This is a genomic window from Pseudomonas sp. F220 (assembly GCF_057813935.1).
Genome location: NZ_JBVASJ010000003.1, coordinates 303,554 through 325,856, shown reverse-complemented (window position 1 = coordinate 325,856; position 22,303 = coordinate 303,554). Strand labels below are relative to the sequence as shown.

At 59.0% G+C, this 22,303-nt stretch carries 23 protein-coding genes and 1 pseudogene; 13 read left to right on the top strand and 11 right to left on the bottom strand.

The genetic code is table 11. The features are described from left to right. The first annotated feature begins 25 nt into the window (after positions 1-25). Complete coding sequence (gene pyrE / locus ACZYSM_RS05115) at positions 26-667, top strand: orotate phosphoribosyltransferase (protein ID WP_419113971.1); 642 nt, start codon at positions 26-28, stop codon at positions 665-667. A 74-nt stretch (positions 668-741) separates the two neighbouring features. On the opposite strand, the gene argB is transcribed toward pyrE, so the two are convergent. The 5 genes and pseudogenes from argB to coaBC all read right to left on the bottom strand — a co-directional run bounded on the left by argB (position 742) and on the right by coaBC (position 5,016). After that, complete coding sequence (gene argB, locus ACZYSM_RS05110) at positions 742-1,647, bottom strand: acetylglutamate kinase (protein ID WP_489069483.1); 906 nt, start codon at positions 1,645-1,647, stop codon at positions 742-744. Between the two features lie 39 nt (positions 1,648-1,686). Then, positions 1,687-3,090, bottom strand: a pseudogene (locus ACZYSM_RS05105) (phosphomannomutase/phosphoglucomutase); the annotation flags it as partial. After that, positions 3,084-3,281 (bottom strand): hypothetical protein, encoded by a 198-nt coding sequence (locus ACZYSM_RS05100; RefSeq protein WP_489069481.1) that lies wholly within the window; start codon positions 3,279-3,281, stop codon positions 3,084-3,086. The pseudogene ACZYSM_RS05105 and the gene ACZYSM_RS05100, both read right to left, overlap by 7 nt. A 65-nt stretch (positions 3,282-3,346) precedes the next feature. Next, positions 3,347-3,802 carry a dUTP diphosphatase gene (gene dut / locus ACZYSM_RS05095; RefSeq protein WP_419113968.1) on the bottom strand — a complete coding sequence of 152 codons (456 nt, stop codon included), beginning with the start codon at positions 3,800-3,802 and terminating at the stop codon, positions 3,347-3,349. A 5-nt stretch (positions 3,803-3,807) separates the two neighbouring features. Further along, positions 3,808-5,016: a bifunctional phosphopantothenoylcysteine decarboxylase/phosphopantothenate--cysteine ligase CoaBC gene (gene coaBC, locus ACZYSM_RS05090; RefSeq protein ID WP_489069479.1), complete on the bottom strand. Its 1,209-nt coding sequence runs from the start codon at positions 5,014-5,016 to the stop codon at positions 3,808-3,810. A gap of 131 nt (positions 5,017-5,147) precedes the next feature. On the opposite strand from coaBC, the gene radC reads away from it, so the two are divergent. Next, positions 5,148-5,822 carry a RadC family protein gene (gene radC / locus ACZYSM_RS05085; protein WP_489069477.1) on the top strand — a complete coding sequence of 225 codons (675 nt, stop codon included), beginning with the start codon at positions 5,148-5,150 and terminating at the stop codon, positions 5,820-5,822. Positions 5,823-5,834: 12 nt separating this feature from the next. Here the strand turns inward: radC and ACZYSM_RS05080 are convergent, their stop codons facing one another. Continuing rightward, positions 5,835-7,421 (bottom strand): ABC transporter substrate-binding protein, encoded by a 1,587-nt coding sequence (locus tag ACZYSM_RS05080; RefSeq protein WP_489069475.1) that lies wholly within the window; start codon positions 7,419-7,421, stop codon positions 5,835-5,837. A 546-nt stretch (positions 7,422-7,967) separates the two neighbouring features. On the opposite strand from ACZYSM_RS05080, the gene rpmB reads away from it, so the two are divergent. Further along, on the top strand, positions 7,968-8,204 hold the full coding sequence (gene rpmB / locus ACZYSM_RS05075) for a 50S ribosomal protein L28 (RefSeq protein ID WP_163944889.1): 237 nt from the start codon (positions 7,968-7,970) through the stop codon (positions 8,202-8,204). An 11-nt stretch (positions 8,205-8,215) separates the two neighbouring features. Then, positions 8,216-8,371, top strand: coding sequence for a 50S ribosomal protein L33 (rpmG, locus tag ACZYSM_RS05070; RefSeq protein WP_003437824.1), 156 nt, complete (start codon positions 8,216-8,218; stop codon positions 8,369-8,371). 58 nt (positions 8,372-8,429) lie between these two features. Here rpmG and ACZYSM_RS05065 read toward each other — a convergent pair whose 3' ends face one another. Beyond that, the gene (locus tag ACZYSM_RS05065) at positions 8,430-8,792 is read right to left on the bottom strand and encodes a cupin domain-containing protein (RefSeq protein WP_489069471.1); all 363 of its coding nucleotides are present in this window, start codon (positions 8,790-8,792) and stop codon (positions 8,430-8,432) included. Between the two features lie 237 nt (positions 8,793-9,029). Here ACZYSM_RS05065 and ACZYSM_RS05060 point away from each other — a divergent pair, with 237 nt between their 5' ends. Both ACZYSM_RS05060 and ACZYSM_RS05055 read left to right on the top strand, forming a co-directional pair. Then, entirely contained in the window at positions 9,030-10,523 is a 1,494-nt protein-coding gene (locus ACZYSM_RS05060; protein ID WP_489069469.1) for an aldehyde dehydrogenase, read from the top strand. 245 nt (positions 10,524-10,768) lie between these two features. Beyond that, positions 10,769-11,914: an MFS transporter gene (locus ACZYSM_RS05055; RefSeq protein WP_489069466.1), complete on the top strand. Its 1,146-nt coding sequence runs from the start codon at positions 10,769-10,771 to the stop codon at positions 11,912-11,914. Here the strand turns inward: ACZYSM_RS05055 and ACZYSM_RS05050 are convergent. Both ACZYSM_RS05050 and ACZYSM_RS05045 read right to left on the bottom strand, forming a co-directional pair. Further along, positions 11,911-13,479 carry a phospholipase D family protein gene (locus ACZYSM_RS05050; protein WP_489069464.1) on the bottom strand — a complete coding sequence of 523 codons (1,569 nt, stop codon included), beginning with the start codon at positions 13,477-13,479 and terminating at the stop codon, positions 11,911-11,913. The two genes, ACZYSM_RS05055 and ACZYSM_RS05050, sit on opposite strands and share 4 nt — an antisense overlap. A gap of 60 nt (positions 13,480-13,539) precedes the next feature. Then, positions 13,540-14,973 carry an aminotransferase-like domain-containing protein gene (locus ACZYSM_RS05045; protein ID WP_489069462.1) on the bottom strand — a complete coding sequence of 478 codons (1,434 nt, stop codon included), beginning with the start codon at positions 14,971-14,973 and terminating at the stop codon, positions 13,540-13,542. A gap of 179 nt (positions 14,974-15,152) precedes the next feature. On the opposite strand from ACZYSM_RS05045, the gene ACZYSM_RS05040 reads away from it, so the two are divergent. Next, positions 15,153-15,398: a DUF1127 domain-containing protein gene (locus tag ACZYSM_RS05040; RefSeq protein WP_489069460.1), complete on the top strand. Its 246-nt coding sequence runs from the start codon at positions 15,153-15,155 to the stop codon at positions 15,396-15,398. 176 nt (positions 15,399-15,574) lie between these two features. Here ACZYSM_RS05040 and ACZYSM_RS05035 read toward each other — a convergent pair whose 3' ends face one another. Further along, complete coding sequence (locus tag ACZYSM_RS05035) at positions 15,575-16,888, bottom strand: NAD(P)/FAD-dependent oxidoreductase (protein ID WP_489069458.1); 1,314 nt, start codon at positions 16,886-16,888, stop codon at positions 15,575-15,577. A gap of 148 nt (positions 16,889-17,036) precedes the next feature. Between ACZYSM_RS05035 and ACZYSM_RS05030 the strand changes: the two genes are divergently transcribed. Next, on the top strand, positions 17,037-17,390 hold the full coding sequence (locus tag ACZYSM_RS05030; protein WP_489069456.1) for a YkgJ family cysteine cluster protein: 354 nt from the start codon (positions 17,037-17,039) through the stop codon (positions 17,388-17,390). A 163-nt stretch (positions 17,391-17,553) separates the two neighbouring features. On the opposite strand, the gene ACZYSM_RS05025 is transcribed toward ACZYSM_RS05030, so the two are convergent. Then, positions 17,554-18,042: an Lrp/AsnC ligand binding domain-containing protein gene (locus ACZYSM_RS05025; protein WP_489069454.1), complete on the bottom strand. Its 489-nt coding sequence runs from the start codon at positions 18,040-18,042 to the stop codon at positions 17,554-17,556. A 156-nt stretch (positions 18,043-18,198) separates the two neighbouring features. Between ACZYSM_RS05025 and dadA the strand changes: the two genes are divergently transcribed. The 5 genes from dadA (at position 18,199) to ACZYSM_RS05000 (ending at position 22,281) form a co-directional block, all read left to right on the top strand. After that, positions 18,199-19,503 (top strand): D-amino acid dehydrogenase, encoded by a 1,305-nt coding sequence (gene dadA / locus ACZYSM_RS05020; RefSeq protein ID WP_489069452.1) that lies wholly within the window; start codon positions 18,199-18,201, stop codon positions 19,501-19,503. After that, a complete protein-coding gene (locus ACZYSM_RS05015) occupies positions 19,475-19,828 on the top strand; it encodes a RidA family protein (RefSeq protein ID WP_489069450.1) in 354 nt (117 codons plus the stop codon). The genes dadA and ACZYSM_RS05015 overlap by 29 nt, the downstream gene beginning before the upstream one ends. Before the next feature lie 108 nt (positions 19,829-19,936). After that, positions 19,937-21,010: an alanine racemase gene (gene alr / locus ACZYSM_RS05010; RefSeq protein ID WP_489069448.1), complete on the top strand. Its 1,074-nt coding sequence runs from the start codon at positions 19,937-19,939 to the stop codon at positions 21,008-21,010. Between the two features lie 128 nt (positions 21,011-21,138). Next, positions 21,139-21,687 carry a cupin domain-containing protein gene (locus ACZYSM_RS05005; protein ID WP_489069446.1) on the top strand — a complete coding sequence of 183 codons (549 nt, stop codon included), beginning with the start codon at positions 21,139-21,141 and terminating at the stop codon, positions 21,685-21,687. Positions 21,688-21,855: 168 nt separating this feature from the next. Continuing rightward, the gene (locus tag ACZYSM_RS05000; protein WP_489069444.1) at positions 21,856-22,281 is read left to right on the top strand and encodes a c-type cytochrome; all 426 of its coding nucleotides are present in this window, start codon (positions 21,856-21,858) and stop codon (positions 22,279-22,281) included. Positions 22,282-22,303 lie beyond the last annotated feature (22 nt).

The window sequence follows — 22,303 nt, the reverse complement described above, 5'->3', positions numbered from 1 at the left end:
AATCCGTGATATTGGGGCTTTTTTCATGCAGGCGTATCAGCGCGATTTCATTCGTTTTGCCATCGATCGCGGCGTTTTGCGCTTCGGTGAGTTCACCCTGAAGTCCGGGCGTACCAGTCCTTACTTCTTCAATGCCGGCCTGTTTAACAGCGGATCGGCCCTGGCTCAGCTCGGGCGTTTTTATGCTGCGGCCATTGTCGAAAGCGGTATTTCCTTCGACGTGCTGTTCGGCCCGGCCTACAAAGGCATTCCTTTGGCGGCCACGACGGCTGTGGCGTTGGCTGAGCACCATCAGCTCGATCTGCCATGGTGTTTCAACCGCAAGGAAGCCAAGGCCCACGGCGAAGGAGGCAGCCTGGTTGGCGCCCCACTGGCGGGTGATGTGCTGATCATCGATGACGTAATCACTGCCGGCACTGCGATCCGTGAAGTGATGCAAATCATCCAGGCCCAAGGTGCCAAGGCTGCCGGTGTGTTGATCGCCTTGAACCGCCAGGAGCGTGGCAACGGTGAGTTGTCGGCAATCCAGGAAGTGGAGCGTGACTTCGGTATTCCGGTGGTCAGCATCGTGTCCTTGACCCAGGTTCTGCAATTCCTGGCTGATGATCCGCAGCTCAAGCAGCACCTGCCGGCGGTGGAAGCCTACCGCGCGCAGTACGGGATCTGATCTTCGCCAAGGTTTGAACCACAATAAAAAAGGCCCCGCTCAGCATGCTGAGCGGGGCCTTTTGTTTGCATCGCTTAGTGACGCTTGCGATTGCTGATCAGTGTGCCCACACCAGTGTCGGTGAAGATTTCCAGCAACACCGCGTTAGGTACGCGACCGTCGATGATGTGCGAGGTCGTGACGCCGCCTTGTACTGCTTCCAGTGCGCAACGGATCTTTGGCAGCATGCCGCCGTAGATGGTCCCGTCAGCGATCAGCTCGTTGACTTGCTCGGTAGTCAGACCGGTCAGGACTTTGCCTTGCTTGTCCATCAAACCGGCAATGTTAGTCAGCAGCATCAGCTTCTCGGCTTTGAGGGCTTCAGCTACTTTGCCAGCCACCAGGTCAGCGTTGATGTTGTACGACTCGCCATCGGCGCCGACACCGATAGGTGCGATGACCGGGATGAAATCACCTTTGACCAGCAGGTTCAGCAAGTCGGTGTTGATCCCGACTACTTCACCAACGTGGCCGATGTCGATGATTTCCGGGGTGGTCATTTCTGGTGTTTGGCGGGTGACAGTGAGCTTTTTCGCACGAATCAGCTCCGCGTCCTTACCGGTCAGGCCGATGGCGCTGCCGCCATGACGGTTGATCAGGTTGACGATGTCCTTGTTCACCTGGCCGCCGAGGACCATTTCCACCACGTCCATGGTCTGCGCGTCAGTCACGCGCATGCCATCGATGAAATGGCTCTCGATCGACAGACGCTTGAGCAGGTCGCCGATTTGCGGGCCGCCGCCGTGAACCACCACCGGGTTGATGCCGACGGCTTTCATCAGCACGATGTCGCGAGCGAAGCCGGTTTTCAGCTCCTCGCTTTCCATCGCGTTGCCGCCGTATTTGATCACCAGCGTCTTGCCGACATAGCGGCGAATGTAAGGCAGCGCTTCGGACAGGACCTTGGCGGTGTTGGCGGCGGCTTCGCGTTCGAGGGTCATTCAGGGCTCCGGCACTTCAAAAGAAGGCGCTTCAAAAAATCAAAACGGTAGAAGGAGATCAGGTGCAACACGTTTCAGCTGGGCGTGGAAGACATCCTTGATGCGCTGCAATTCAGCCTCGTCATCGGCCTCGAAGCGCAGCACCAGCACCGGTGTGGTGTTGGACGCGCGAACCAGGCCCCAGCCTTTGGTGTAGTCGACTCGCACGCCGTCAATGGTGGTCAGGTTGGCGCCTTCACCCCATTTCGCATCGTGCAGTGCATCAATGATGCTGAATTTGCTCTCTTCGGTCACATGGATATTGATTTCCGGCGTAGAAATATCGTTCGGGAAGGTCGCGAACAACTCTTCAGCAGTGGATTTTTCCTTGCTGAGGATCTCCAGCAGCCGCGCGGCGCTGTAAATGCCGTCGTCGAAACCGAACCAGCGCTCCTTGAAGAAGATGTGCCCGCTCATTTCACCGGCCAACAGGGCGCCGGTTTGTTTCATTTTCTTTTTGATCAGCGAGTGACCGGTCTTCCACATTAGCGGACGGCCGCCGTACTCCTTGATCAGCGGGGTCAGGCGGCGGGTGCATTTGACGTCGAAGATGATCTCCGCGTCCGGATTGCGCGCTACCACGTCGCGGGCGAACAGCATCAGCAAGCGATCGGGGAAAACGATGCTGCCGGTGTTGGTCACAACGCCGACGCGGTCGCCATCGCCGTCGAAGGCCAGGCCCAAGTCGGCGTTGGTTTCCTTGACCTTGGCGATCAGGTCCACGAGGTTTTCAGGCTTGCCCGGATCCGGGTGATGGTTCGGGAAGTTGCCATCGACTTCGCAGAATAGCGGGATGACTTCGCAGTTCAGGGCTTCGATCAGTTGCGGGGCGATCACGCCAGCGGCGCCGTTACCGCAATCGACCACAACTTTCAGGCGACGGGCCAGTTTGATGTCCTGGACGATTTCGGTGTTGTAGCGATCGAGTATTTCGACCTTGGTGATGCTGCCCTTGCCGCTGCTCAGGTTGTTGGTCTTGAGGCGTTCATGCAGGGCCTGGATCTGTTCGTTGGCCAGGGTGTCGCCAGCGATGACGATCTTGAAGCCGTTGTAGTTCGACGGGTTGTGGCTGCCGGTGAGCATCACTCCGGATTTGCCGGCCAGTACGTTGGCGGCGTAGTACAGCGCAGGGGTTGGCACCAGGCCGACGTCGCTGACGTGGCAGCCGCTGTCGGCGAGGCCCTGGATCAGTTGTTCCACCAGCTCCGGGCCGGACAAGCGGCCGTCGCGCCCGACGGAAACGTTCGGTTCGTCCTGGGCCAGGCTCTGGGAGCCGATGGCGCGACCGATCCAGTAAGCGGTTTCAGCGGTCAGGGTTTCCGGGACGGTGCCGCGAATGTCATAGGCGCGGAAGATGCTGTCGGGAAACTTGGGTGCGACTTGGGCTGGGCTGCTCATTACTGGAAATGCTCCATCTTGAAGGTGGCTGGACCTGCCTGCGAAGAACTCGTCAGCAGGCTCAAACTGAAAGGTATGACGGCGTTTTCCACAGAGAGTTCGTGGTGTGCAAAGGCCATGTCACCGGCGCCAGCGAGCGAATGACCGGCCAATGCCTTGATTTTGGGCGGTAAACCTTCCAGATGAGGTCTATGCATTTTTCGTCCTGAAATGCAAAACACGGGTTTAGGCCGGGCAGGGCGCCCAGCCTGAATGCCTGTGATCAGTGGCTGCCGGAATGCCCGAAACCGCCGGTACCGCGCTGGGTTTCATCGAACTCTTCGACCAGCTCGAAGTGCGCTTGAACCACCGGCACCAGAACCAGCTGGGCCAGGCGTTCGCCAACCACGATGTTGAAATCGGTCTGGCCACGGTTCCAGCACGACACCATCAGTGGGCCCTGGTAATCGGAGTCGATCAGGCCGACCAGGTTGCCCAGCACGATGCCGTGCTTATGGCCTAAGCCTGAGCGCGGCAGAATCAGTGCTGCCAGGCCCGGATCGCCGATATACACCGACAGGCCAGTAGGGATCAGCAGGGTTTCGCCCGGTTTGATGACGGTGTCTTTTTCCAGCATGGCGCGCAGGTCGAGGCCGGCGGAGCCTGGCGTGGCGTACTGCGGCAGCGGAAATTCGGTACCAATGCGTGGGTCGAGGATCTTGGCTTGTAAAGCGTGCATGCGAGTTAAACCTGGTTCAGACGTTCGGCGATAAAAGTGATCAGCTGGCGGGCAATCTTGCCCTTGCTGGTCTGGGCAAAGAGAGTTGCGTGCAATTCCCGGTCAATCACGCTGCAGGCGTTTTCCTCACTGTTGAAGCCAATGCTCGGGTTGGCGACGTCGTTGGCGACGATCAGGTCGAGGTTTTTGTCTTTCAACTTGCGGGCAGCGTAGTCGAGCAAATGTTCGGTTTCGGCAGCGAAGCCGACACTGAACGGACGGTCGGGACGGGTAGCGATGGTGGCCAGAATGTCTGGGTTGCGCACCATCTGCAGCAGTAAGCCGTCACCGTTCGTAGGGTCTTTCTTGAGTTTCTGTGGGGCGACGACTTCGGGGCGGTAGTCGGCGACCGCCGCGGAGGCGATGAACAGGTCACAGGGGATCGCGGCTTCGCAGGCGGCTAGCATGTCCCTAGCGCTGACAATGTCGATTCGCGTCACCCGGTCCGGGGTCGGCAAGTGCACGGGGCCTGTGATCAAGGTCACACGAGCGCCGGCTTCGACGGCGGCTTCGGCCAGTGCGAAGCCCATTTTCCCGGAGCTGTGGTTGGTGATGTAGCGCACCGGGTCGATGTTTTCCTGAGTCGGGCCAGCGGTGATCAGCACGTGTTTGCCGGTCAGCGATTGACGCTGGAAACAGTCGGCGGCGCAGAGTGCAAGGTCGTTGGCTTCGAGCATGCGGCCCATGCCGACGTCGCCGCAGGCCTGGCTGCCAGAGGCCGGGCCGAACACTCGCAGGCCACGGCTTTCGAGCAATTGGGTGTTGGCTTGGGTCGCTGGGTCGCGCCACATGGCCTGATTCATGGCCGGGGCGATAGCGACGGTGGCGTCGGTGGCCAGTACCAGCGTGGTCAGCAGATCATCGGCGATGCCTTGTGCCAGGCGGGCGATAAGGTCCGCGGTGGCGGGGGCGATCAGCACCAGATCGGCCCACTTGGCCAGCTCGATATGGCCCATCGCAGCTTCGGCCGCCGGGTCGAGCAGGTCCATGTGGACCGGGTGCCCGGACAAGGCCTGCATGGTCAGCGGGGTGATGAACTCGCTGCCGCCACGGGTCATGACCACGCGTACTTCCGCGCCCTGGTCGAGGAGTCGGCGAACCAGCTCGGCGCTCTTATAGGCGGCAATGCCACCGCCGACGCCGAGAACAATGCGTTTCCGATACAGCCGCTGCATAGGCCTGCCTTTCCGTTCAGTGATGGCTACGTGCAATACCCCTCCCCAGGTGAAATCGCACGCAAAAAAGATGGACTAAGATAGCACAGCGACCGCTATGGAACAGCGGCGCCCACACACATGGAGGTGCTATGAGTATTCGCGATTGGCCTGCGGCAGAACGCCCGCGGGAGAAGCTTCTTGATCAAGGTTCGGCGAGCCTTTCCGATGCCGAATTACTGGCAATTTTTCTACGAACCGGAGTGGCGGGCAAAAGTGCCGTCGACCTTGCGCGACACTTGTTGCTTCAATTTGGCAGTCTGCGGGCACTGCTGGAGGCGGATCAGCAGACCTTCAGCCGCCAGCTGGGGTTGGGCCCGGCGAAGTTTGCCCAATTGCAGGCAGTGCTGGAGATGGCCCGGCGTCACTTGGCCGAGAGGTTGCGGCGGGACTCTGTGCTGGAAAGCCCGTTAGTCGTACGCGACTACCTCAAAGCATTGCTGCGTCATGAGCCGCATGAAGTGTTTGGGTGTCTGTTTTTGGATGCCAAGCATCGTGTGCTGGCGTTCGAGGCGTTGTTCAGAGGCTCGATCGACAGCACCAGTGTCTATCCCCGGCAAGTGGTCAAACGTGCGCTGGCGCACAACGCAGCGGCGTTGATTCTGTGTCACAACCACCCTTCGGGCATCGCTGAGCCGAGTCAGGCTGATCGTGTACTGACCAAGCGCCTTCAGAAGGCGCTGGATCTGATCGATGTGCGGGTGCTGGACCATTTCATCATTGGTGAAGGCGACCCGCTGTCGATGGCCGAGTACGGCTGGATGTAGCCGCACAAAGGCTCAGGGCTTGATGCTGACCTTTGAGAAGTCCTGTCGACCGAACGGGCTGACCTGGTAGCCCTGAACCTCCTTACGCGTCAGGGCGAAGGCTGTCGGGTGCGCTAGCGGCAACCAGAGCGCCTGTTGCTGAATTTGCGCCTGAGCTTGTTGGTACAGCTTGCTGCGCACACCTTGCTCGCCGGTGGTTTTGCCGGCGCTGATCAGCTTGTCCAGGCCTTGGTCGCAGTAGCGGGCGAAGTTAGTGCCGGACTTCACTGCCGCGCACGAGAACTGCGGCGTGAGGAAGTTATCCGGGTCACCGTTGTCGCCAGCCCACCCCATGAATAGCAGGTTGTGCTCACCGGCTTTCGCGCGGCGGATCAGCTCGCCCCATTCGATCACCCGAATCTCGGCCTGAATGCCGACTTCGGCAAGATCTGCCTGCAATAGCTGCGCCCCCAGACTTGGGTTTGGGTTGAGCAGACTGCCTGAGGGGCGGGTCCAGATGGTGGTCTTGAAACCGTCTTTAAGACCGGCCTTGGCCAGCAATTGTCGCGCTTTTTCGACGTCATGCGGATAGCCCGGCAGATCCTTGGCATAGCTCCAGGTATTGGGCGGGTAAGGTCCGCTGGCGGGTTCGGCGGTGTCTTCGAAGACGGCTTTCAGGTAGCTGGTTTTATCAAAAGCGAGGTTGATTGCCTGGCGTACTTCAGCTTTGTCCATCGGCGGATGTTGACTGTTGATGGCGACGAAAGCGGTCATGAACGCCGGCGTTCTCTCGACTTTCAGCGCCGGCTCCTGGCTGGCGGCCTGCACATCCAGCGGTTTAGGAGAAAGGGCGATCTGGCACTCGTTACGTCGCAATTTTTGCAGGCGCACGTTCGCGTCTGGTGTGATGGCGAACACCAGGGTGTCCACCGACGGTTTGCCGGCGAAGTAGTCGCGGTTGGCCTTATAGCGAATCGACGCGTCCTTCTGGAAGCGCCCGAAAATGAACGGGCCGCTGCCGATTGGTTGGCTGTTGAGTTTTTCCGGGGTTCCGGCCTTGAGCAACTGGTCGGCATATTCAGCCGAATAGATCGATGCGAAACCCATGCTCAGGGTTGCGATGAACGTCGAATCCGGGTGGTCGAGGGTGAAGCGCACGGTCAGCGGGTCGAGCGCGTCGATCTTTTTGATCAGCGTCGGCAACTGCATCGATTGCGCATGGGGGAAGCCGCTCTGGGCGATCTGGTGCCAGGGGTTGGCAGGGTCGAGCATCCGGTCGAAGCTGAACTTCACATCTTCGGCAGTCAGGTCGCGGCTCGGGCTGAAGTAATCGGTGTGATGGAATTTCACCTGCGGATGCAATTTGAAGACATACGTCAGCCCGTCTGTGGAGACTTCCCAGCTGTCGGCGAGGCTGGGTACCACTTTGCCGCTAGCGGTATCGAAGTCCACCAGGCGGTTCATCAGCACGTCGGCGGACGCATTGGTGGTGGTCAGTGAGTTGTATTGCACCACGTCGAAACCTTCCGGGCTGGCCTCTGTGCAGACGCTCAGGGCGGCGGCATGGGCCAGCGGGCTCAGAAGGGGAGCGAGCAGTAGCGGTAGGGCAGCGAGGCGCATATTCGGTTTCCTTTGCAGATCGAAGGCCCATCTGCGAGTGCAGTCTGGAAAAGGCTTACCCTAGTGGCCTCTTTTGAAAATAACTATCCAATTTTTCAGATTGTCATGTTTCAGGGTTGTCGTTTATTAAGCGGTAAATTGCCGGATAACCGGTTTTTCTGACGAAATCAGAGGCTGTTTTTCGGGTAAATATGACCTTTATCGGCTCTTGAATGGGGCAGTTGAGGGTTGATCTTTGTCGCGGCGTCGCGTGTAGAGGCAACAAAACTCAAGTTCAGCGACGAGCGGTAACTGCCTTCGTCAGCCTTTGATTTGGGCGCCCGAAGCAAGAAAAACGGGACTTTACGAAAGGTAGATCACATCGCTTGTTGTTGCTATTGGGTCTTTCTGGTATAAAGCAGCGCTCTTTTCTAGGGGCCCGGTTCCTTCGCTTGTAGGTGTAGCCGGTAAGACCCTTAAAGAAACGCGGCGCCTGGCGCCAAATGACTGAGAGATTAAGCGGCCAACCCATGCCGGGTTGGGCATGTGGTTTTAGAGGGCTGAGGCATGTCGAGAGTATGTCAAGTTACCGGTAAGGGTCCGGTGACTGGGAATAACATTTCCCACGCAAACAACAAAACCCGTCGTCGTTTCCTGCCGAACCTGCAGCATCACCGCTTCTGGGTCGAGTCCGAGAAGCGTTTTGTGCGTCTGCGCGTATCTGCCAAAGGCATGCGTATCATCGACAAGCGTGGCATTGATGTCGTGCTTCTCGAAATTCGCCGCAATGGCGCTAAGGTCTAAGGGAGAGAATCATGCGTGAATTGATCCGTTTGGTGTCGAGTGCCGGTACTGGCCACTTCTACACCACTGATAAGAACAAGCGCACCACTCCGGATAAAATCGAAATCAAAAAATTCGATCCGCGGGTTCGCAAGCACGTGATCTACAAAGAAGCCAAAATCAAGTAATTGGTTTTGCTTCTGACGAAAAAACCCGCCTTCTGGCGGGTTTTTTTGTGCCTGCGATTCAGGCCTTCTGTTCAAACACCACATAGATCTTGCGGCAGTCTTCCAACACCTCCCAGGTGCCTTTGAAGCCGGCCGGGATGACGAAGCGATCGCCAGCGCGCAAGGTCTTGGCGTTGCCTTCTCTGTCTCGTAGTACGGAAACGCCCTGCACGATCTCGCAGTATTCGTGTTCGGTGTAGTTCACCAGCCACTGCCCCACGGCGCCTTCCCACACACCCGCACTCATCTGGCCGCAAGGGCTGTTGTAGTGGTTGTAGAGGGTTTGCTCGGGGTCGCCTTTGAGGATTTTTTCCTGGATTGGGCGAAAGCGTTCCGCCTTGGTGTTGGCCTGGTTGAAGTCGACGATGTCTTGGATGCTCATTGTTTTTATCCCCCGTAATTGCGGCGCGAGTGGCTGGAAAGCCCAAAGTCTATGTTTATTAAAATGAACATCGCAAGGTCGTTTGGCGGCATTGTGTCAAATATATTGAAACTTGAGGTGCCGCTGGTTTAGGGTGACGCTTGCCTTGGGCCGAATTTTAGGCTGGCCAGGCAGGATTCTTGAGGGTGCCTGCGTAGAACGCGTGGCGCTTGTATTCAATAAGAGGAGGACACTCGTATGACCACCCTGACTCGTGCTGACTGGGAACAACGCGCCCGCGATCTGAAGATCGAAGGCCGTGCTTATATCAATGGCGAATACACCGATGCGGTCTCCAGCGAGACGTTCGAGTGCATCAGCCCGGTCGATGGCCGTCTGCTGGGCAAGATCGCCAGCTGTGACGCCGCCGACGCCCAGCGCGCAGTAGAGAATGCCCGTGCTACGTTCAATTCCGGTGTCTGGTCGCGTCTGGCGCCGAGCAAGCGCAAATCCACCATGATTCGCTTCGCCGGCCTGCTGAAAAAGCACGCCGAAGAGCTGGCGCTGCTTGAAACCCTCGACATGGGCAAGCCGATCAGCGATTCCCTGGGCATCGACGTTCCAGGCGCAGCGCAAGCGCTGAGCTGGAGCGGTGAAGCCATCGACAAAATCTACGACGAAGTCGCTGCCACACCGCACGATCAGCTGGGTCTGGTGACCCGTGAGCCGGTGGGTGTTGTCAGTGCCATCGTGCCGTGGAACTTCCCGTTGATGATGGCCTGCTGGAAACTCGGCCCGGCGTTGTCCACCGGTAACTCGGTGATCCTCAAGCCATCCGAAAAGTCGCCGCTGACTGCTATCCGCATCGCTGCACTGGCCGTTGAAGCCGGTATCCCGGCTGGCGTGCTGAACGTGCTGCCTGGTTATGGTCACACCGTCGGCAAGGCACTGGCCTTGCACATGGATGTCGACACGCTGGTGTTCACCGGTTCGACCAAGATCGCCAAGCAATTGCTGGTCTACTCCGGCGAATCGAACATGAAGCGCGTCTGGCTTGAAGCCGGTGGCAAGAGCCCGAACATCGTATTCGCCGATGCGCCGGACTTGCAGGCCGCCGCCGAAGCCGCGGCCGGCGCTATCGCTTTCAATCAGGGCGAGGTGTGCACCGCCGGTTCGCGTCTGCTGGTCGAGCGTTCGATCAAGGACGCCTTCCTGCCATTGGTGATCGAAGCCCTTAAAGGCTGGAAGCCTGGCAATCCGCTGGACCCGGCGACCACCGTCGGTGCGCTGGTGGATACCCAGCAGATGAACACTGTGCTGTCCTACATCGAAGCTGGCCATACCGATGGCGCCAAACTGGTGGCTGGCGGCAAGCGCATCCTGCAGGAAACCGGTGGCACTTACGTCGAACCGACGATTTTCGACGGTGTGAGCAACGCGATGAAAATCGCTCAGGAAGAAATCTTTGGCCCAGTGCTTTCGGTCATTGCTTTCGACACCGTGGAAGAAGCCATTCAGATCGCCAACGACACGCCATATGGCCTGGCCGCGGCGGTGTGGACATCCAATATCTCCAAGGCTCACCTGACTGCCAAGGCTCTGCGTGCCGGTAGCGTCTGGATCAACCAATACGATGGCGGCGACATGACCGCACCGTTTGGTGGCTTCAAGCAATCGGGTAACGGTCGTGACAAGTCGCTGCACGCGTTCGACAAGTACACCGAGCTGAAGGCGACCTGGATCAAGTTGTAATAACCAGGGTTCTTGGCTTTGTACCGTCTGTGATGACGTCATCGCGGGCAAGCCTCGCTCCTACGGATATTGCGATGTCCCTGTAGGAGCAGGGGACGCCTAGTCCTTGCCCGCGATCCAGTGCGAAGCGCTGGCAACGGTATATAGCCAGGAGCCGGATCCATTTCACAGCCGGGCTTTCCTTCAAGGAAGTCCGGCTGTGTTGTTTCGGGTCCCGAAGAATAATTATCCACAGGAGCGTGGAAATGCGTTGGGCGACTTATTTCGCCGTATTGGCGTCTGTCTTGAGTGTCGGTCTGGCGCTGGGCGTCAGCATGCCGCTGGTGTCGCTGCGGCTTGAAAGCTGGGGCTATGGCTCGTTTGCCATTGGTGTGATGGCGGCGATGCCGGCGGTTGGCGTACTCCTCGGCGCCAAGATCTCGAGTCGCCTGGCGGCGCGTTTCGGAACTGCGGCTTTGATGCGCTTGTGTTTGTGGGCTGGAGCAGTCTCGATTGGCCTGTTGGCGCTGTTGCCAAGCTACCCGATCTGGCTGGCGCTACGCCTGATGATCGGAGTCATCCTGACCATTGTCTTCATCCTCGGTGAGAGCTGGATCAATCAGTTGGTGGTGGAACAATGGCGAGGACGGTTGGTGGCGCTGTATGGCAGCAGTTATGCCTTGAGCCAACTGTCCGGGCCGTTGCTGCTGGGCGTTCTTGGGACCGAAAGCGATTTTGGTTTCTGGGTCGGCGTCGGGCTGCTGGTGGTCTCGCCGTTCCTGCTGCTGGGTCGCAGTGGAGCGCCGACCAGCGAGGCTTTCAGTGTGACCCTGAGGGACTTGCTGGGCTTTTGTCGTGGGTTGCCGGCAATTGCCTGGGCGGTGGCGCTGTTTGCCGCGTTCGAGGCAATGATCCTGACCTTGTTGCCGGTCTATTGTTTGCGCCAGGGCTTCACCGCGGAAATGGCCCTGGCGATGGTCAGCACCGTGGTGGTGGGCGATGCATTATTGCAACTGCCGATTGGCGCACTGGCGGATAGGCTGTCGCGTCGTACGCTGTTTACCGGTTGTGCAATGGTCTTGCTGCTGTCGAGCCTGGCGATTCCGCTGTTGATCGATACCTTGCTGATCTGGCCACTGTGGGTGCTGTTTGGTGCCAGTGCCGGCGGGTTGTTCACCTTGTCGTTGATTCTGATCGGCGAGCGCTATCGCGATGATGCGCTGGTCCGCGCCAATGCCCATGTCGCGCAGCTATGGGGCATCGGTTGCCTGATCGGACCGTTGGCGGCAGGAGCGGGCAGCCAATGGATCAGCGGGCATGCCTTACCGTTGTTAATGGCGGCAGGGGCTTTAGGGTTGGTGATTCTTGTGTCGCGCCAAGGGGCGTTTGGTACGGTTGCCGAGGCGGTTTAAAGCATCCGCTCCAGGCCAACGGTGGTACTGAGCCAGGCGCTAAAGTGTCGCCACCAGCTCCCCGGCTCACGGGTCAGGGTATGCAGTTGATGGTTGTCTTCAGTGACCCAGACTACGTGGCCATTCTCCAGTCGGGCCTGATAACTCAGGGCCGGTGCCATACCTTGCAGGGCCAGCGCGCGGACATGCCCGGCCAGCTCCGGGCTGTCGACCATCACGCCGACTTCGGTGTTCCACAGTACAGAGCGCGGATCGAAATTGAATGAGCCGATGAAGGACTTCTGCCGGTCGAAGATCATCGCTTTGCTGTGCAGGCTAGAGTCAGAGCTGCGGTACGAGCCGCTTTGGAATGGATGGGGTCCGCTGCCACCATGCTCTCCAGGTTGGCGCCGCAGCTCGAAGATCTTCACGCCATGTTCCAGCAGGGCTTTGCGATAGGGTGCGTAACCACCATGCACTGCCGGCACATCGGTGGCTGCCAGTGAGTTGGTCAGCAAGCTCACCGAGACCCCGGCGTCAGCGCGCCCGGTCAGATACACCAGACCCGGCTGACCGGGAACGAAGTAGGCCGAGATCATTATCAACTCTTTGCTGACGCCTTGGAGCACCGGGGCCAGTTGGGTGGTGAGCAGCAACTGAGGGTCCGGCTCGTCTTTGGCCAAGACCTTGCTCGGTGCATCCCACAGCGCCTGACTCCAGGCCCAGATTAACTCTTTGCGCCAGATATCCAGGCGTGGTTTGGTTCGATAAGTCATCAGTCGCTGATACAGCGCCTGGTTCTGTTGCCGGGCTTCGACCAGGAACTCCTTCAATCGCAGCCGGGTGTTGGCCAAGTCCTTGGCAGACGGTTTGCTCGAGAGAAACTCGTCAATCGGTTTGCTCAGAGCACTGTTCCAGTATTGGTCGAAGCTGTGTCCGAGCTGCTCGGCGACCGGGCCGACACTGAGCATGTCGATATCGGTGAAATTCAGATCAGGTTCGGCATCGAAATACTCGTCGCCTAGATTGCGCCCGCCGACGATGGCCACGCTGTTGTCCGCCAGCCACAACTTGTTGTGCATCCGCCGATGTTGCAGTGACAGATTGAACAGCCGACCCAGGGTTCGAGTCACGCCGGTACTTCGGCCCAGGTGCAGCGGGTTGAACAGCCGAATCTGGATGTGCGGGTGGGTGGCGAGGGTGGCAATAATCTGATCCAGGCCATCGCTGGTGGTGTCATCCAGCAGAATACGGATGCGCACACCGCGATCGGCCGCCTTGAGCAGCTCTTCCACCAGCATCCGTGTGCTGAGGCCGTCATGGACGATGTAGTACTGCAAGTCGAGGCTGCTCTGGGCGTTGCGGATCAGCTCGGCGCGGGCCATGAAGGCTTCGGTGCTGTTGGACAGCAGGCGGAAACCGGACTGACCCTGGTAGGGCGCCGCCTGGGCCTGGATCGAGCGGCCAAATACTGAGTCTGTCGCAGGCAAGGCCTGACTGGGCTCGCGCGGCACATCGAAGGTGGCGCAACCGCCCAAGGTCAGGACGAACAACAAAAGAAAGGGCAGTGCTCGTCTGGATCTCAAGTCGGCTCGTCCCGATTGGCGGCGGTTGTCGTCATATGGACGCTGGCTTGCGGTCAACGGTCAGTCGACGGCGCCATCGGATTCGGCCAGCAGTTTGATCGCCGCAGTCCCCACCTTGCGTACTGCCTCTTCAATCTGCGCAGTCGGTTTGGCAGCGTAGTTCATTCGCAGGCAATTGCGATATTTGCCCGAGGCCGAAAAGATACTGCCGACGGCGATCTGTACGCCCTGTTCGAGCAATACACGATTCAGTTTCAAGGTGTCGAAGCCGTCGGGCAGTTCGACCCACAGCATGAAGCTGCCTTGTGGGCGGCTGGCGCGGGTGCCGGCGGGGAAATAGCGGCTGACCCAGTCGATCATCAAATCGCGGTTACGCTGGTACTGGGTGCGCATGCGCCGCAAATGTGGTTCGAAATGCCCGGCCTTGATGAATTCGGCAATGGCGATCTGTGGCTGCGGTGCGGTGGAACCGGTGCTGATGTATTTCATGTGCAGCACCCGCTCCAGATAACGGCCCGGCGCCACCCAACCGATGCGCAAGCCCGGCGCCAGAGTTTTCGAGAACGAACTGCAGAGTAGGACGCGACCGTCTTCGTCGAAGGATTTGATGGTCCGTGGACGCGGGTAGGTGTACGCCAGTTCGCCATACACATCGTCCTCGATGATCGCCACGTCGAAGCGCTGAGCCAGCGTCAGCAAGGCCCGCTTGCGCGACTCCGGCATGATATAGCCCAGTGGGTTATTGCAGTTGGGAGTCAACTGTATGGCCTTGATCGGCCATTGCTCCAGCGCCAGCTCAAGGGCATCGAGGCTGATCCCTGTGAGCGGATCAGTGGGGATTTCCAGGGCTTTCATGCCCAGGCCCTTGAGGGTCTGCATGGCGCCGTGAAAACTCGGCGAGTCCACGGCGACGATGTCGCCTGGCTCGCACGTGGCGCGAATGCTGGTGGACAGCGCCTCATGGCAGCCGGTGGTGATCACCAGTTCGCTCGCACTTAGCTGGCAGCCCGAGTCGAGCAACAAGCGGGCGAGCTGTTCGCGCAATTCCAGGGTGCCGTAAATGTTGTCGTAATGCAGACCAGGCATGTCCTGCCGACGGCTGATCCGGGCCAAGCCGCGTAGCAACGGTTTTAGGGTCGGTGTGGTCAAGTCCGGCATACCGCGGCCCATCTGTATGATGTCTTTGCGGGGCACGGCACGGATCAATTCGAGTACCTGATCCCACTGGGAAATATCCACAGGTCGTTGGGCGGGGCGACCAATCGCCGGCAACTCAGGCAGCTCGCGCCCAATGGGGACAAAGTAGCCGGATTTGGGCTTCGGCGTGGCCAGGCCACTGTCTTCCAGCATCCGATACGCCTGTTGCACGGTGCTCAGGCTGACTCCGTGTTCGACGCTCAACGCCCGCACCGAGGGTAGCCGGTCACCAGGGCGATAGAAGCCCTGTTCGATACGCGTACCCAGCAATTCGGCGAGATTGACGTAAAGGGTCATGGCGAGGCCTCGATGGGATCAATGCAGGGAACCAGTACAGATGGCGCAAAAATACAAGATTCAGTGCCACGATTGGAAGTTCTGTATGGAAATAATACCAATGCTTTGAATCTGTAATGGTTTCGGACGTCCGCGCATCATGTCTGCTCATGGCTACCCAAGTAAACAGGAGCAGAAAAATGAACGGCTTGAGCGATGTGCGGCTCGCGTTACACAGTCAGGAATTAGTGGCAGGGCAAGAGAAAGGGTCACGTGCGGCGACTATGCGCAACGTCCCGTCCGGCCTGAGCCGTTGGGGTCTGTTCTGGCATCGCCTGCACACCCGCAAAGCCTTGCTCGACCTGACGGCCGAGCAGTTACGCGATGTTGGCTTGAGTCGTGAGCAGGCGCGGGAGGAGGGGCTCAAACCCTTTTGGCGGATTTAGGGCGTGAAACACATCCCTGTGTAGCAGCTGCTGCCAGGCTGCGTCGGCCGCGAAGCAGTCGTGAAACCTAGCACCACGAATCTGAAGGTAGATCGGGGTAACCGGATTGCGACTGCTACGCAGCCGGACGCAGGCTTCGCCAGCTGCTACAAGGAATGCGTCGGCCTCACGATTATTTACGTCAGTTCTTTGAGCCGATGCCACAACATCCCCAGCGCCAGCAGCGGTGAACGCAGGTATTTGCCACCGGGGAAGGTGATGTGCGGCACCTTGGCGAACAGATCGAAGCCGCCGCTTTGCTGGCCGCTGATGGCTTCGGCCAGCAGCTTGCCGGCCAGGTGCGTGGCGTTTACGCCATGACCTGAATAGGCCTGGGCGTAATACACATTTGGCTGGTCCTTGAGTCGTCCGATCTGCGGCAGGCGATTGGCGCCGATGCCGATCATTCCGCCCCACTGATAGTCGATTTTCACCCCGGCCAGTTGTGGGAACACTTCCAGCATTTTCGGCCGCATGTAACCCGCGATGTCCTGTGGGTCGCGCCCGGAATAGTGACAAGCACCGCCAAACAGCAAACGCCGGTCCGCCGAGAGGCGGTAGTAATCCAGCGCTACCCGTTGATCACAGACCGCCATGTTCTGTGGCAGCAATGAATGGGCCAGGGCTTCGCTCAAGGGTTCGGTGGCGATGATGTAGCTGCCGGCGGGGAGCACTTTGCCGCTGAGTTGCGGGTTGAGTTCGTTGAGGTAGGCGTTGCAGCCCAGCACCAAGGTCTTGGCGCGGACCGAGCCTTGGGCTGTGTGAACGTTGACTTCAGGGCCGTAATCGATTCGGGTGACAGCCGATTGCTCGAACAGCCGCACGCCGAGTTGCTGCGCGGCGGCGGCTTCGCCCAGCGCGAGATTCAACGGATGCAGATGCCCTGAGCCCATATCGATCAAACCGCCGACATAGCGATCGGAGCCGACCACGCTGCGCATTTCATGGGCTTGCAGCAGGCGGGTTGCGTGACGATAACCGAGGCTGCGCAGTTCTTCGGCGTCCTCGGCGAATCTTTCAAGATCGCGGGGTTTGTTGGCCAGATCGCAATAACCCCAGGTCAGGTCGCAGGCAATCTGAAAACGCTCGACACGTTGGCGGACGATCTCTACGGCTTCCAGGCCCATCAGCTTCATCTGGCGTACGCCGTCCGTGCCGATCACGTTGGCGAACTGATCGAGGCCATGACCGACACCGCGAATCAACTGCCCACCATTACGCCCACTGGCGCCCCAACCGATTTTGCGCGCTTCCAGCAGCACCACGCTGAGGCCGCGTTCGGCCAGTTCTATCGCCGTGTTCAGCCCGGAAAAACCGCCCCCGACCACACACACGTCGGCCTGCAACTCGCCTGTGAGCACCGGGTGGTCGGGCTGTGGCAGGCTGCTGGAGGCGTAGTAAGAGGCGGTATGCTGGTTGCTCGGGACAGGTTGCTGAGCACGGGCATTCATGTGCGTGATCCTGATTATTGTGTTTGGAAAACTTTACGGAGCATAAGCCGGACCTTTCAGAATCGGCAACACTGGTCGGCTGGCGCTGTCTGGAACGTGGCTTTTAAGGCAAAATCCCAATCCATCCACTTTCCCGGTAACCGCTTCGATGAGCTGCAACAGCCAGAAAATCCGCACTCTTCGGCAGCAGATCCCCTCGTTCGAGTGTGTACCCGGCTGCCATGACTGCTGTGGTCCGGTAACTACCTCACCCGAAGAAATGTCCCGCCTGCCGCGCAAGACCCGGGCCGAGCAGGACGCAGCGATGGATGAACTCAATTGCGTCCACCTGGGCCCCAACGGTTGCACAGTGTACGAGGAGCGACCGCTGATCTGCCGTCTGTTCGGCACCACAAAGACCTTGCCATGCCCCAATGGTCGGGGGCCAGTGGAGCTGATTCACCCGCGGGTCGAGAAGCAGATTCATGAGTACATGGCTAGCACGCGGCAAGTGTTGGTCTGATAGCGGCTTATCCCGGTCAACCGAGCCGCCACCATCGCGAGCAGGCTCGCTCCCACATTAGATCTTTAGTGGGCACGGATTTGTGTACGACATTGATCCCGTGTGGGAGCGAGCTTGCTCGCTATGGCGCCCGCACAGGCGACCACTATCTTCGGATAACCCTTCAATCCGGAATCGGCAGACTCAAACTCTCTTTCACTTCTTCCATCACGATATAGCTCTTCGACTCCCGCACATGGGGGAGCTTGAGCAGGATGTCGCCCAGCAATTTACGGTACGACGCCATCTCGGAAATCCGTGCTTTCACCAGGTAGTCGAAGTCGCCTGACACCAGATGACACTCCAGAACGTGAGGCAGCTTCAGCACGGCCCGTCGGAACTCTTCGAAGGTGTCGCCGGATTTGTAGTCGAGGCTGATCTCGACGAATACCAGCAGGTTGGCCTTCAAGTGCTGGGGGTTGAGCCGGGCGTTGTAGCCCATGATGATCCCTTCGCGCTCCAGACGACGCACCCGCTCGGTACAGGGCGTGGTCGACAGGCCGACCTTTTCCCCCAGCTCGGTGAAGGAAATGCGCCCGTCCGCCTGCAGGATGCGCAAGATGTTGCGGTCGATCTTGTCCAGCTCGCGTTTGCTCTGGGTATTGGTACGCATAGGGGATGCGCCTCCGTGAAAAGGGTTTTTGCCGAGAATTCTCGCCAAATATAGGCACTTATATAGTGAAAAGCACTGGCAAATTTTTTTTACACTGCGCGCAACTTCGCTCTGAACAACAAACGTCAGCGGTAAGCCGCGATGAGGGATATGAAAATGCGCGTTCTGGTCTTGGGTAGCGGCGTCATCGGTACCGCCAGTGCCTACTATCTGGCTCGGGCCGGCTTTGAGGTGGTGGTCGTCGACCGTCAGCCGGCCGCTGCCATGGAAACCAGTTTCGCCAACGCCGGACAGGTTTCTCCGGGTTATGCCTCGCCGTGGGCTGCGCCGGGTGTGCCACTGAAGGCGATCAAGTGGCTGTTGCAGCGCCACGCGCCGCTGGCGATCAAGGCCACCGCCGACATCGACCAATACCTGTGGATGGCGCAGATGCTGCGCAACTGCACCTCCAGCCGCTACGCAGTGAACAAAGAGCGCATGGTCCGCCTGTCCGAGTACAGCCGTGACTGCCTCGACGAACTGCGCGCCGAAACCGGCATTGCCTACGAAGGCCGCAGCCTGGGGACTACCCAACTGTTCCGCACTCAGGCGCAACTTGACGGTGCGGCGAAAGACATCTCGGTACTCAAAGAGTCTGGCGTACCTTTTGAACTGCTCGACCGCGCTGGCATTGCCCGCGTCGAACCTGCACTGGCCAGCGTCACCGACATCCTCGCCGGTGCCTTGCGCCTGCCGAACGACCAAACCGGTGACTGCCAGATGTTTACTACCCGCCTGGCCGAAATGGCCGTGAAATTGGGTGTGGAATTCCGCTTCGGTCAGGACATTCAGCGCCTCGACTATGCTGGTGAGCGCGTCAATGGCGTGTGGATCGACGGTAAGCTGGAAACCGCTGACCGCTATGTGCTGGCACTCGGCAGTTACTCGCCGCAGTTGCTCAAGCCGCTGGGCATCAAGGCACCGGTGTACCCGCTCAAGGGTTACTCCTTGACCGTGCCGATCACCAACGCGGCGATGGCCCCGACTTCGACTATCCTCGACGAGACTTACAAGGTCGCGATCACCCGTTTCGACAATCGCATTCGTGTCGGTGGCATGGCTGAGATCGCCGGTTTTGACCTGTCGCTCAACCCACGCCGGCGCGAAACCCTGGAGATGATTGTCAACGACCTTTATCCTCAGGGCGGTGATTTGTCCCAGGCCAGTTTTTGGACCGGCCTGCGTCCGACGACGCCGGACGGCACTCCGATTGTCGGTGCCACGCCGTTCCGCAATCTATTTTTGAACACGGGTCACGGCACGCTTGGCTGGACCATGGCCTGTGGCTCTGGTCGCTTGCTGGCTGACCTGATGGCGAAGAAATCGCCGCAGATCAGCGCCGAAGGCCTCGATATTTCTCGTTACGGTAACAATCCCAAGGAGTCAGCTAAACATGTCAATCCAGCGCCAGCTCACCAATGACCGCATGAGCCAGATCGTTGTTCATGGCAGTACCGTGTATCTGGCAGGGCAGGTCGGCGACGATATGAGCGCCGGGATTGAACAGCAGACCCGTGAAACCCTCGCCAATATCGAGCGTTTGCTGGATCTGGCCGGTACCGACAAGAGCCGTTTGCTGTCGGTGACGATTTACCTGAAAGACGTCGACGCTGATTTTGCTGGCATGAACAGTGTCTGGGACAAGTGGCTGCCAAAAGGCGTGGCGCCTGCCCGTGCAACCGTCGAAGCCAAGCTCTGCGAGCCGGAAATTCTGGTTGAGCTGTCGGTTGTGGCCGCTCTGCCTTAAGTAACGCTTTAAGTAACAACGATCCCTCTCCCGGTGCTGTTGGTGGTTCACGCTGTCAGCCAGCGCCGGTTTTTTTTCCTCATGACCGCCTACTAGAAGTCTGCCGCCATGCGTCCTGCCCGTGCCCTGATCGATCTTCAAGCTCTGCGTCACAACTACCAGCTGGCCCGCGAATTGTCGGGAGCCAAGGCTCTCGCCGTGATTAAAGCCGATGCTTATGGCCATGGCGCGGTGCGCTGCGCCCAGGCGCTGGAAGCTGAGGCTGACGGTTTTGCTGTGGCCTGTATCGAAGAAGCGCTGGAACTGCGTGCGGCCGGTATTCGTGCACCCGTGTTGCTGCTCGAAGGATTTTTCGAGGCTGATGAGCTGGCGCTGATTGTCGAGCATGATTTCTGGTGTGTGGTGCATTCGCTGTGGCAGCTCGAGGCGATCGAGAAAGCCGCACTGGCCAAGCCTCTGACCATCTGGCTCAAGCTCGACTCGGGCATGCACCGTGTCGGACTGCATCCGGCGGATTATCAAGCGGCCTATCAACGACTCCTGGCCAGCGGCAAAGTGGCCAAGATCGTCCTGATGAGCCACTTCGCCCGCGCCGATGAGCTCGATTGCACCCGCAGTGCCGAGCAGGTCGCAGTTTTTGAAGCCGCTCGCCAGGGTTTGTCGGCTCAGGTCAGCCTGCGCAACTCGCCGGCCGTTCTCGGTTGGCCGAACATTCCCAGTGACTGGGTGCGCCCGGGCATCATGCTTTACGGCGCGACTCCGTTTGAAGAAGCCAACGCGGTGGCCGCGCGTTTGCAGCCGGTGATGACCCTGGAATCGAAGGTGATCTGCGTGCGTGAACTGCCAGCCGGCGAGCCGGTGGGCTATGGCGCGAAATTCATCACCCAGAAGCCGATGCGTATCGGTGTGGTTGCCATGGGCTATGCCGACGGCTATCCGCGCCAGGCGCCTACCGGTACGCCAGTGTTGGTGGCCGGGCAGCGCAGTCAGCTGCTTGGGCGGGTATCGATGGATATGTTGTGCATTGACCTGACCGATGTGCCGCAGGCTGGTCTTGGTTCGACGGTCGAGTTGTGGGGCAAAAACATCTTCGCAAGCACAGTGGCGATGGCCGCCGACACCATCCCTTATCAGATTTTCTGCAACCTGCGCCGAGTGCCACTGCTCTATTCCGGTAACTAACGGGCAGTCCGCTTTACCGGAAGTCGCCTTCCTGAACAGGATTCAGGTCCAAGTGTTGTAAATACTGAACGCTGTCGCCATGATAACGTTCAATATCCATACAACCTGAATCCTGGGAGGCTAATGCATTGGACGTCGGTGAACGACTGCAATCCATCCGTAAACTGAAAGGTCTTTCCCAGCGTGAGCTCGCCAAGCGCGCGGGCGTCACCAATAGCACCATTTCGATGATCGAGAAAAACAGCGTCAGCCCCTCGATCAGTTCGCTGAGGAAGGTTCTTGGTGGTATCCCCATGTCCATGGTCGAATTCTTTTCCGAAGAAATCCTCCAGGAGAAGCCGACTCAGATCGTCTACAAAGCCCACGAGCTGATCGATATTTCCGATGGCGCGGTCACCATGAAGCTGGTCGGCAAGGCTCATCCGAGCCGGGCGATCGCTTTTCTCAACGAAATTTACCCACCAGGTGCCGATACCGGCGGCGAAATGCTCACCCATGAGGGTGAGGAGACCGGGATTCTCCTGGAAGGTCGACTGGAGTTGGTGGTGGGGCTTGAGACATTCGTGCTCGAAGCCGGTGACAGCTACTACTTCGAAAGCACCAAGCCGCACCGTTTCCGTAATCCGTTCGATGCGCCGGCGCGACTAATCAGCGCAGCCACGCCAGCGAACTTCTAAGAAAAGAGGCGTCCAGCAAGGTTTGCGGAGGCGCCCTGGTTGGTTTTCGCCACGACTAATCCCCCTTCGACTTTAGGGTTGTTTCAGTGTGGCGGGCTAACCGTTATACTTGCGCCCGCCTGCGAACCGTGGCCGTGGGCGTGACTAGCCACCATTGAGGGTGTACGCGTGAACCTAATTATGAAAATGCTGGCTGCACCAGCAACCGTATTGGCCCTTTGGGCAGTCAGCGCTCAAGCTGCGACCAACGACGATATCGCTAAACGCCTTGAACCAGTCGGCCAGGTCTGTGTGCAAGGTCAAGAGTGCAAGGGGATGGAAGTCGCGGCTTCGGCGGGCGGCGGCGGTGCGAAAACTCCCGACGACGTGATTGCCAAGCATTGCAATGCTTGCCACGGCACCGGCCTGCTGGGCTCGCCAAAAATCGGCGACGCTGCTGACTGGGGCAAGCGCGCCAAAGAACAAGGCGGTCTTGACGGTCTGCTGGCTAAAGCCATTACCGGTATCAATTCGATGCCGCCAAAAGGCACTTGCGCTGATTGCTCCGATGCCGAGATCAAAGGCGCAATCTCGAAGATGTCTGGCTTGAAATAAGCTTCATCTTCCGCGAAAAAGC

Excerpts from the sequence above, each read along its gene's own strand:
- pyrE (WP_419113971.1), top strand. The coding sequence starts at position 26 with ATGCAGGCGTATCAGCGCGATTTCATTCGTTTTGCCATCGATCGCGGC.
- argB (WP_489069483.1), bottom strand. The coding sequence starts at position 1,647 with ATGACCCTCGAACGCGAAGCCGCCGCCAACACCGCCAAGGTCCTGTCC.
- ACZYSM_RS05100 (WP_489069481.1), bottom strand. The coding sequence starts at position 3,281 with ATGCATAGACCTCATCTGGAAGGTTTACCGCCCAAAATCAAGGCATTG.
- dut (WP_419113968.1), bottom strand. The coding sequence starts at position 3,802 with ATGCACGCTTTACAAGCCAAGATCCTCGACCCACGCATTGGTACCGAA.
- coaBC (WP_489069479.1), bottom strand. The coding sequence starts at position 5,016 with ATGCAGCGGCTGTATCGGAAACGCATTGTTCTCGGCGTCGGCGGTGGC.
- radC (WP_489069477.1), top strand. The coding sequence starts at position 5,148 with ATGAGTATTCGCGATTGGCCTGCGGCAGAACGCCCGCGGGAGAAGCTT.
- ACZYSM_RS05080 (WP_489069475.1), bottom strand. The coding sequence starts at position 7,421 with ATGCGCCTCGCTGCCCTACCGCTACTGCTCGCTCCCCTTCTGAGCCCG.
- rpmB (WP_163944889.1), top strand. The coding sequence starts at position 7,968 with ATGTCGAGAGTATGTCAAGTTACCGGTAAGGGTCCGGTGACTGGGAAT.
- rpmG (WP_003437824.1), top strand. The coding sequence starts at position 8,216 with ATGCGTGAATTGATCCGTTTGGTGTCGAGTGCCGGTACTGGCCACTTC.
- ACZYSM_RS05065 (WP_489069471.1), bottom strand. The coding sequence starts at position 8,792 with ATGAGCATCCAAGACATCGTCGACTTCAACCAGGCCAACACCAAGGCG.
- ACZYSM_RS05060 (WP_489069469.1), top strand. The coding sequence starts at position 9,030 with ATGACCACCCTGACTCGTGCTGACTGGGAACAACGCGCCCGCGATCTG.
- ACZYSM_RS05055 (WP_489069466.1), top strand. The coding sequence starts at position 10,769 with ATGCGTTGGGCGACTTATTTCGCCGTATTGGCGTCTGTCTTGAGTGTC.
- ACZYSM_RS05045 (WP_489069462.1), bottom strand. The coding sequence starts at position 14,973 with ATGACCCTTTACGTCAATCTCGCCGAATTGCTGGGTACGCGTATCGAA.
- ACZYSM_RS05040 (WP_489069460.1), top strand. The coding sequence starts at position 15,153 with ATGAACGGCTTGAGCGATGTGCGGCTCGCGTTACACAGTCAGGAATTA.
- ACZYSM_RS05035 (WP_489069458.1), bottom strand. The coding sequence starts at position 16,888 with ATGAATGCCCGTGCTCAGCAACCTGTCCCGAGCAACCAGCATACCGCC.
- ACZYSM_RS05030 (WP_489069456.1), top strand. The coding sequence starts at position 17,037 with ATGAGCTGCAACAGCCAGAAAATCCGCACTCTTCGGCAGCAGATCCCC.
- ACZYSM_RS05025 (WP_489069454.1), bottom strand. The coding sequence starts at position 18,042 with ATGCGTACCAATACCCAGAGCAAACGCGAGCTGGACAAGATCGACCGC.
- dadA (WP_489069452.1), top strand. The coding sequence starts at position 18,199 with ATGCGCGTTCTGGTCTTGGGTAGCGGCGTCATCGGTACCGCCAGTGCC.
- ACZYSM_RS05015 (WP_489069450.1), top strand. The coding sequence starts at position 19,475 with ATGTCAATCCAGCGCCAGCTCACCAATGACCGCATGAGCCAGATCGTT.
- alr (WP_489069448.1), top strand. The coding sequence starts at position 19,937 with ATGCGTCCTGCCCGTGCCCTGATCGATCTTCAAGCTCTGCGTCACAAC.